The sequence below is a fragment of the Corallococcus sp. AB049A genome (genome assembly GCF_003668885.1).
Taxonomy (GTDB): Bacteria; Myxococcota; Myxococcia; order Myxococcales; family Myxococcaceae; genus Corallococcus; species Corallococcus interemptor.
In genome coordinates, this window is the sequence record NZ_RAWL01000372.1 from 1 (window position 1) to 8,619 (window position 8,619).

An 8,619-nucleotide genomic window follows, 5' to 3' on the forward strand; every position below is an offset into this window, starting at 1 on the left:
CTCCCACCGTGCGCATCACCAACATGCGCAAGCCCGAACCGGTGGCTCCGCCCGAACCTCCGCCCCACGGCGACGAGGAAGCGGACGAGCGCATGTTCCCGGAAGAGGGCTCCGCCGAAGGCTGTGCGTCCGGCGAGTGCATCCCCGTCGCGCAGCCCGCCGCCCCGGAACCGGAGCCGCCGGAACCCGAGCCGCCGCCCGCGATGGCGCCCGTCGCCACCAGCCGCGACAACCCCAACCGCCCCCTGCCCGAGCGCTGGCGCGCCGCCGTGGAGACCGTGAAGGCCGCGTCCGTGCGCCACGGCACGGCGCTCGCCAACGGCCGCCTCCAGTCCATGCGGGCGGGTGAAATCGTCCTGGGCTATCCGCCCTCCGCCGCCTTCCACAAGGCCGCCGTGGCCGCCCCCGTGGGCAAGGCCACCGTGGACGCGGCGCTGGCCTCGCACTTCGGCAAGGCCGTGAAGCTCACCATCGTGGACGTGCCCCAGACCCAGGAAGCCCTCCCGGGCGGAATGGGGCTGAGCCTCTCCGAGGTGGACACCCAGACCCGCAACACCCACGAGAAGACCACCGAGGGCAAGGTGCGCTCCCACGCGTCCGTGCGGGCCATCCTCAAGATGCTGGGCGGCGAAATCGAGCACATCCAGGTCTACGAGCCCGAGCGGCCACCGGCCAACCTCCCGGACGTCCCGGCCGCTCCTGACGACTGACAACGCCGCCGGGCCCCGCTAGGGTGCGCGGACCACGTCCCTGCTCCGAGCGGCGCCATGCCGGCCCGCGCTCCCACGACCGGGGACCGAGGAAGCACATGCCCGGCATCGACCTGAACTACTTCATCCGGCAGGCGAACAAGCTCACCGAGAAGATCGAAGAGCGGAAGAAGCAGCTGGCGGAAGAGACCGTCGAGGCGAAGTCCGGCGAGGGCCGCGTGACGGTCGTCGCCAACTGCGTGCAGGAGATCCGCAGCATCAAGATCGACAAGAGCGCCATCGACCCCAACGACCCGGGGATGCTCGAGGACCTCATCACCGCCGCCGTGAACGCTGCCCTGGCGAACAGCCGTCAGCACATGAACGCGGAGCTGGCGAAGATCTCCGGCGGCGTGAAGATCCCCGGCATTAATTAACGACGGATGACTCCCGATCCGCTGAACCGCCTGGTCGCCCAGCTCGCGAAGCTGCCGGGCATTGGTGAGAAGACCGCCCAGCGCCTCGCGTTCCACATCCTGCGGGCGCCGGGCGAGTTCGCCGTCGACCTCTCGCAGGCCATCCGCGAGGTGAAGGAGAAGGTGCACCTGTGCGTGCGCTGTTTCTCCCTCACCGACTCGGAGCTGTGCGGCTTCTGTCGCGACAACCGCCGCGACGAGCGCGCCCTGTGCGTGGTGGAGACCTACTCCGACCTGATGGCGCTGGAGCGCACCCGCGAGTTCAAGGGCCGCTACCACGTGCTGCACGGCGTGCTGTCACCGCTGGAAGGCGTGGGCCCGGAGCAGCTGCGCATCAAGGAGCTGCTCCAGCGCCTCAACGACAGCCGGGTGGAGGAGATCATCCTCGCCACCAACCCGGACATCGAGGGCGAGGCCACCGCGCTCTACCTCACGCGCCTGCTCAAGCCCATGGGCCTGCGGGTGACGCGCATCGCGCAGGGCCTGCCCATGGGCGGCGACCTGGAGTTCGCGGACCAGGCCACGCTGGCCAAGGCGCTGTCCGCCCGCCGCGACCTGTGACGGCGCGGGCTACTGCGTCACCTTCCACGAGAACGGCATCAACACCGTGACCTCCTGGTCGCGGTGCGCCGGGAAGCGCAGGCTCTGGGCCTGCGCCTCCAGGCAGCGCCCCACCGCCGTGGACGCCAGCGGCCCGCGCGTGCCCGCGCGCACCTTGCCGGAGGACACGATGGTGAGCTCCACCTGCACCTCGCCGGAAGCCGCCGGCAGGTCGGACTTGTAGCGCTCGAAGCAGCCCGTGATTTTCGAGCGGCCGCCGGACACCACGCGCTGGATGTCGTCGATGCCCAGCGACACGGGCTCCTTCGCAGCCGGCTTCTTCCCCGGCTTGCGGCCGCGCGTGTCCTCCACCTCCGCGCCGTCGTCCACGGGACGTGAATCCGTGACGGACGCCGCCACCGACTCACCGCCCGGCGTGCCGTCCGGCACGTTCGCGGGGGGAGGACTCTCGGGCTTCGGGGCCTGCACGGCAGGAGCCGGCTGCGGCGCGGCCACCACGGGCGCGGGGGCCGGCCGCGGCGCGACGTTCGTTCCGGCACCACCGGGCCGCGCGACGACGAACGCCACTCCGGCGGCCATCAGCGCCATGCCCCCCACCACTCCGGCAATCCAACGCCGGGACGCGGGCTTCGCCACCGGAGCGCCCGGCACGACCTCCGGCACGGGCAACGCCTTGTTCTGCGCGGTCAGCGCCCTCACGCCCGTGCCGCTGGGGCGGGACACCTGCGGCCCGTAGGAGGTCGTGGCCAGTCCCCCGGCGGGCTGTGCGACCGCCGCGAACTCCGGATCCATCGGGCGCGCGGCCGTGAGCGTGGCCATCGTGGGGATGCGCGTCTTCTCCGTGACGCGCTCCTCGCCGAAGTGGTTGCGCAGGAACGTGCCCAGCGCCGGAGCGTTCGCGGCCCCGCCCTGGAACCCCGCCGCGAAGGTCTCCAGCGCTTCCGCGAAGTCCTCCGCGCTCGCGTACCGGTCCTCCGGCTTGATGGCCATGGCCTTGAGGATGATGGCCTCCAGGCCCTCCGGCAGGTCCGGCCTCAGCGCGCGCGGCTTCTCGAACTCGCCCTGCAACAGCGCGTTGAGCACCGCCAGGTCGTTCTCGCGGGAGAAGGGCCGCACGTGCGTGACGGCCTCGTAGAGGCTGACACCCAGGGAGAAGACGTCCGCGCGCGGGTCGACCTCCTTGCCCTGCGCCTGCTCCGGCGCCATGTAGATGTACTTGCCCTTCACCACGCCCGTGCGCGTCTGGACCAGGCGCGACTCGGCCTTGGCGATGCCGAAGTCCAGCACCTTCACCTGGCCCTGGTACGTCACGTACAGGTTGGACGGGGACACGTCCCGGTGCACCACGTGCAGCGGCTGGCCCTGCTCGTTGGTGAAGGTGTGCGCGAAGTGCAGGCCTCGCGCCGCGTCGATGAGCACCCGCATCACCACCGGCAGCGGCACGTACTGCCGGCGCCGGCCCGCGAGCCGCAGCGTCGTGGAGAAGTCCTCGCCCGCGAGGTACTCCATGCAGATGTAGTAGCAGCCGTCGATGAAGCCCAGCTCGTGGATCTGCACGATGTGCGGATGCGACAGCTTCGCGGCGAGCCGCGCCTCGTCGCGGAACATCTCCACGAAGTCCGGGATGGCGGACAGCGACGGCAGCATCCGCTTGAGCACCACGTTGCGCTCGAAGCCGTCCGCGCCCAGCAGCTTGGCGAGGAAGATCTCCGCCATGCCGCCCTCGGCCAGCTTGCGCACGAGGACGTACTGTCCGTAGGGCTGCAGCAGCGTGGCGGTGGAGGCGCCGGCGGGATCCGGAATGGGAACGTTGGGCTGTGCCATCCCTCAAGGTCCTCGCGCTTTCAGGGTGCGCACCGTGAGTACGTCCGGGGCACCAGGGCGCGTCATCTTAAACACCAGCAGGGGGGGCATTCCCATGGGGGGCACCCACGTATCGAAGCGGTGCTTGGCGTCCAAGGGCACGTCCCGTCCGTTGATGGACAGGCGGGCATTCACCGGCGCCACGCCCGAGGCCCGCACCTTCTCCGCCGCCGGCCCACCCTGGCGCGGGCTGTCCACCACCAGCCCCACCACCGAGTTGTCGTAGACGAGCTCCAGCTTGTTCATCCGTCCCCCCTTGAGGGCCGCCCCCGCCTGCGACAGCGGCGTGACGGACCACAGGTAGCTGCCCTCTCCCAGCTGCCCCGCCTCCAGCGCCGCGCGCGTCTCCGACACCGTGCGCTGCACCACCGGCGTCGCCAGCGAGCCCGCCTTGTACACCGCCACGCGATAGGTACGGGCCTGCGGTTCCTCGCCGTAGGTGAACGTCACCGCGGGGGGCTTGTCCTGGTAGAAGATGGTCGTCTTCTCCGGCCCCTCCGGCACCACGTTGCGCACGCGCGCGAGCGAGCTGGTCGGGGACTCCGGAGCGAAGTGGACGCTGCCGGCCGCCACCTTCGTGCCGTCGTCCTTGCGCACCCGCCAATACAGCGTGCCCCGGGCCAGCGCGGACACGTTGACGGAAGGACGGTGCACGCGGCCCCAGAGCACCGGGCGCTTGAAGGCCGCGTCCTGCGCCGCCTCCACCACCGCGTCACCCTCGCCGTCCCAGGTGAGCGCCACCTCCTGAAGACCCCGGTGGAAGACCTCCGTGCCTTCGCCCGGGCGCACCGCCACCACCGCCGCCTCCAGCGGCTCCACCTTCGCGTTGCCGTCCGAGCCCACGGTGGCGCGCTCACCGGCGCGCAGCTCCTGCCGCGCCTCGCCCCGCCGCAGCGTCACGTCGCCCGTGTGCGCGGCCACCTGCATGACGGCGCCGGTGCGGCGGATCTCCAATCGCGCGCCACTGCCGGACTCCACCGTCATCCCCGGCAGCACCACGCGGCTCTCGCGCCCCATGGCGAGCTGCACGGCCAACAGGCCCTGGAGCAGGTTCACCCGCGCCTCGTCGATGGTGCCCTGCTGTCCCGCGCTCTCCAGCACCGCCTCCGCGCCCGGGGCCAGGGTCAGCACCGTGCCGCTGTCCTTGAGCGACAGCACCGCCTCGCCGCCCTTCGTCCGTACGCCGTCGCCGAAGGCCAGCACCTCGCCCTCGCGGCGCACCTTGCGCCAGCGGCCCGAGTCCTTCCCCTTCACCTCCGCGACACCCGACGTCGCGCGCACCGTCACCGGGATGGGCGCCAGCTCCACGACGCGCGGGGCGGACGTCACCTGGGCGCGCTCGCGGCTCAGGTCCACCGCGTCGCCCTGCGCCGCGCGCAGCGTCTTGCCGTCCTTGGAGACCAGCTCGATGGCGCCCAGCTTCACCTCCACGCGCGCCGAGTCCTCCGCCACCGCGACCTTCACCTCGGACGGCTCCGGCCCCACGCGCGTGAGGCCGAACGGGGTGAGGATGTTCAACGTCACCTTGGAGCCCGCGCCGTCCGCCTTCGCGGGCACGCGCGACAGCACGATGCCGCGCTCCACCTTCATCACCACGCCCGTCGCGTCCGAGCCCAGCGCGAACCGGCCCTCGCTGCCCACCTCCACCGTCCGGTCACCCGGGAAGCGCACCGTCGCGGATCCGCTCTCACCCGTCTCCACCGCGTCGCCCGCGAGCAGCGGGCCTTCGACGGCCGGGCCCACCTTGCCGCCGCGCTCCAGGCGCACGTCGCCGGACAGCCCTTCCAGGCGGCCAATGGGAACGACCACGCCCGCGTCCACCTCCACCACCGCTGGCGGAGGTTTCGCCGCCTCCTCGCGTTCACACCCCGAGCAGCCGGAGAGGAGGACGAGCAGCGACAGCGCCAGGATGCGGACAGGACTCACTGAAACCTCGACGACGGACGGGCGCGATTCACCGGCCCCTCGGGAACAGATCCACGTTGAGAATCGCCTGCTCGCCCTCGCGCACGGTGACCACCTTCGTCTGGGTCCGGTGCCCGGGTGCGGACAGGGTGATGCGGTACGTGCCGCCCCGGACGCGCGCGGTGAAGGTGCCGCTCTTGTCCGTGCGCGTGCGCACCTTGGCCTGCGGAATCGTCACCGTCGCCACCAGCGGCTTGCCGTTGCGAGCGCTGCGCACCTGGCCCACCAGCGTGGCCTGCTCGCCCTTGCGCTCCTGCGACAGCACCACCACCAGCTCCGACGTCTGCCCCGCCACCACCACCGCCGCCTCTTCCGTGGCGCGGAAGCCCGGCGCGGACATGGCAATGGCCACCGGTCCCGGCGCGAGCCCTTCCAGCAGCACCTCGCCCACCATGTTCGTGCGCAGCAGCGCGGTGCCCCAAACGACCTTCACGTCGGGAACGGGGACGCCGCTCTTGCCCTGCACCACCTTCACCTTGAGCGAGCCCGTGGCCGGCGCCTTCTTGCGCAGGCGCAGCTGCACGGGCGCGCTCTCCTCGGCACCGGTGACGGTGGCGACCGCGGTCGCGTCCTCGTAGCCCTCCACGCTCGCCTGCGCGGACTGCGAGCCTTCAGGGAGCAGGACCCGCAGCTGTCCCTGCGCGTCCGCGACCAACTCCTCGTCCGTGCCGGGCGTCTTCAACGAAGGCACGCGCACGTGCGCGCCCGGCAGCGGGGCGCCCGTCTCCGCGTCCACGACGCTCAGCGCGACGAACGCCTGGCGCGGGCCATCCACGGGCCGCGACGCCCGGCCCACGCCCGCCAGCGCCACCTCGAAGCCCAGGCCCATCCGGCGCATCCGCTGCTCGGAGCGCAGGCCGCTGGCCTCCAGCTCCATCGTGTCGTGCGCCTGCTGCACGTCCAGCAGCAACCGCCCCGTCCAGCCGTCCCGGCGCACCACCGGATACGACAGCGCCGCGCCCACCACGTAGCCGGACGACGACGCCTTCAGCCCGTCCGCCGCGTGCGCGGACAGCGTCAGCGGCACCTCGCCGCGCGCCTCCAGCTGAAGCTCCGCCGGAAGCGCCACCACCACCCGCCCGGAGAACAGCGCCGCGTGCCGCACGCCCCGCTGCAACACCGGCGCGTAGGTGAACCCGCCGAACAGCGGCAGCTGCGCGAAGCCGTACCCCGCGCCCAGCTCCAGCCGCACCGGCCCCAGCGACAGCCGCCCGCGCGGCCCCACCGAGCCGCGCACCAGGCTTCCACCCGTCACGCGCGACGAGGCGTCCCGCAGCTCGAAGGCCTCGCGCTGCAGATCCACCTGGCCGCCCAGGTACGCGCCCGCCCAGCCCATCAACGTCAGCGCCACGTCGTTCGGCGTCAGCCCGGAATAGGTGAGCCCGGGCCCTACATCCACCTGCTCACCCTGACGCGAGGACAGGCCATAGCGAAGACGCAGCGAGGCGCGCTCGGACTCCGGGGCCTGCGCACGAGCGGCCCCCGCGCAGGCGAGCGCCAGGGCGAGGACGGCGAGGCGCGGGAGGATGTCGGTGAGGGGGCTCGGGCGGCGCAAGGCCCGGGAGAGTATAGAGAAGGTGGGCAGGTGTCCCAACCCGCGAAGCCGTGATTCCTCCAAGAAGCGGCGCGGATCACGGCTGGCTTCTTGCTGGAGTGGAACTGCTTTGCTAAGCATGACGGCGGTCGGTAGCGCCTCGTCTAACCTCCGGGATTCACTCCAGAAACATCGGAGCGCCGCCGTGCGCGGGGCGAGCGAACGCTGAGGAGCGCATACGCCCATGGGCACGCAACTGGTGATGTACGAAGAGGAGTTCACCAAGATCAACGCCGTTTGCGACCGGCTCACCAAGGACGCGAACGCGAAGGTGGTCTTCCTCGTCGACAAGAACGGCCAGCTCATCTCCTCGGCCGGCCAGACGCAGAACATCGACACCACGTCGCTCGCGTCGCTGACGGCCGGCAACGTGGCCGCCATGGGCGGGCTCGCGAAGCTGATCGGGGAGAACGAGTTCCCCAACCAGTTCCATGAAGGGGCGAAGGACAGCCTCTACATGACCATCGTGGGCAGCCGCGTGGTGCTGGTCGTCATCTTCGACAACCGCACGAGCCTGGGCCTGGTGCGCCTGCGCATCAAGAAGGCCAGCGACGAGCTGACGAAGATCTTCGAAAGCCTCGTGAAGAAGACCGACAGCCCCGGAGCCGGTTCGCCGTTCGCCGAGATCTCCGACGACGATATCGACAACCTCTTCAGCGAGTAACCCGGGAAGCCATGTCCTTCATCAATTACTCATCCCGCGAAATCAACTGCAAGATTGTCTATTACGGGCCGGGACTCTGCGGGAAGACGACCAACCTTCAGTACATCTACAACAAGACCGCGGCGGACACGAAGGGCAAGCTCATCTCCCTCTCCACGGAGACGGACCGCACGCTCTTCTTCGACTTCCTGCCGCTGTCGCTGGGTGAGATCCGCGGCTTCAAGACGCGCTTCCACCTCTACACGGTGCCGGGTCAGGTGTTCTACGACGCCAGCCGCAAGCTCATCCTCAAGGGCGTGGACGGCGTGGTGTTCGTCGCGGACAGCCAGATTGAACGCATGGAAGCCAACATGGAGTCGTTGGAGAACCTGCGCATCAACCTGGCCGAGCAGGGCTACGACCTGAACAAGATTCCGTACGTCGTGCAGTACAACAAGCGCGACCTGCCCAACGCGGTGACCGTGGAGGAGATGCGCAAGGCGCTCAACCCGCGGAACATCCCGGAGTACCAGGCCGTGGCCCCCACGGGCGTGGGTGTGTTCGACACGCTCAAGGCCGTGGCCAAGCTGGTCCTCACCGAGCTGCGCAAGGGGGGCTGACCCTCCGCCTGCTGTCCTGCCCGGCGGGTCATCCCCTACCGGGCAGCCCTCCACAAAGGGTGGTATGACCTCGTGCCGTCGGGCAGAGCCGCCTTCCGAGGTCGTACCGTGCGCGTCACAACCGCCACCTTTCGTCTCCTCGCGCTCCTGAGCGCTGGCCTTTCGGGGCCGGTGTTCGCGCAAGGTGCGTCCCCCTCCCCTGCATCCC

At 70.7% G+C, this 8,619-nt stretch carries 7 protein-coding genes and 1 pseudogene; 5 read left to right on the forward strand and 3 right to left on the reverse strand.

Annotation, left to right across the window (positions count from 1 at the left end; genetic code table 11):
- The 3 genes and pseudogenes from D7X55_RS30280 to recR all read left to right on the forward strand — a co-directional run.
- A pseudogene (locus D7X55_RS30280) lies at nt 1-710 on the forward strand (DNA polymerase III subunit gamma/tau); the annotation flags it as partial.
- Between the two features lie 98 nt (nt 711-808).
- Nucleotides 809-1,126: a YbaB/EbfC family nucleoid-associated protein gene (locus D7X55_RS30285; protein WP_120551982.1), complete on the forward strand. Its 318-nt coding sequence runs from the start codon at nt 809-811 to the stop codon at nt 1,124-1,126.
- Nucleotides 1,127-1,132: 6 nt separating this feature from the next.
- Complete coding sequence (gene recR / locus D7X55_RS30290) at nt 1,133-1,726, forward strand: recombination mediator RecR (protein WP_120551981.1); 594 nt, start codon at nt 1,133-1,135, stop codon at nt 1,724-1,726.
- 9 nt (nt 1,727-1,735) lie between these two features.
- Here the strand turns inward: recR and D7X55_RS30295 are convergent, their stop codons facing one another.
- Genes D7X55_RS30295 through D7X55_RS30305 form a run of 3 tightly spaced genes read right to left on the reverse strand, consistent with a single transcriptional unit; the run spans nt 1,736 to nt 7,109 of the window.
- Entirely contained in the window at nt 1,736-3,550 is a 1,815-nt protein-coding gene (locus tag D7X55_RS30295) for a protein kinase domain-containing protein (RefSeq protein ID WP_121724882.1), read from the reverse strand.
- 3 nt (nt 3,551-3,553) lie between these two features.
- Nucleotides 3,554-5,515 (reverse strand): hypothetical protein, encoded by a 1,962-nt coding sequence (locus tag D7X55_RS30300; RefSeq protein ID WP_121724883.1) that lies wholly within the window; start codon nt 5,513-5,515, stop codon nt 3,554-3,556.
- Nucleotides 5,516-5,543: 28 nt separating this feature from the next.
- Entirely contained in the window at nt 5,544-7,109 is a 1,566-nt protein-coding gene (locus D7X55_RS30305; RefSeq protein WP_233610159.1) for a carboxypeptidase regulatory-like domain-containing protein, read from the reverse strand.
- A gap of 223 nt (nt 7,110-7,332) precedes the next feature.
- Between D7X55_RS30305 and mglB the strand changes: the two genes are divergently transcribed.
- Together mglB and mglA are read left to right on the forward strand one after the other, a co-directional pair.
- On the forward strand, nt 7,333-7,812 hold the full coding sequence (gene mglB / locus D7X55_RS30310; protein ID WP_002637270.1) for a gliding-motility regulator GTPase-activating protein MglB: 480 nt from the start codon (nt 7,333-7,335) through the stop codon (nt 7,810-7,812).
- An 11-nt stretch (nt 7,813-7,823) separates the two neighbouring features.
- The gene (gene mglA, locus D7X55_RS30315) at nt 7,824-8,411 is read left to right on the forward strand and encodes a gliding-motility regulator Ras-like GTPase MglA (RefSeq protein ID WP_014394794.1); all 588 of its coding nucleotides are present in this window, start codon (nt 7,824-7,826) and stop codon (nt 8,409-8,411) included.
- Nucleotides 8,412-8,619 lie beyond the last annotated feature (208 nt).

Coding starts and splice junctions, on each gene's coding strand:
- recR (WP_120551981.1), top strand. CDS start 1,133: ATGACTCCCGATCCGCTGAACCGCCTGGTCGCCCAGCTCGCGAAGCTG.
- mglA (WP_014394794.1), top strand. CDS start 7,824: ATGTCCTTCATCAATTACTCATCCCGCGAAATCAACTGCAAGATTGTC.
- D7X55_RS30295 (WP_121724882.1), bottom strand. CDS start 3,550: ATGGCACAGCCCAACGTTCCCATTCCGGATCCCGCCGGCGCCTCCACC.
- mglB (WP_002637270.1), top strand. CDS start 7,333: ATGGGCACGCAACTGGTGATGTACGAAGAGGAGTTCACCAAGATCAAC.
- D7X55_RS30285 (WP_120551982.1), top strand. CDS start 809: ATGCCCGGCATCGACCTGAACTACTTCATCCGGCAGGCGAACAAGCTC.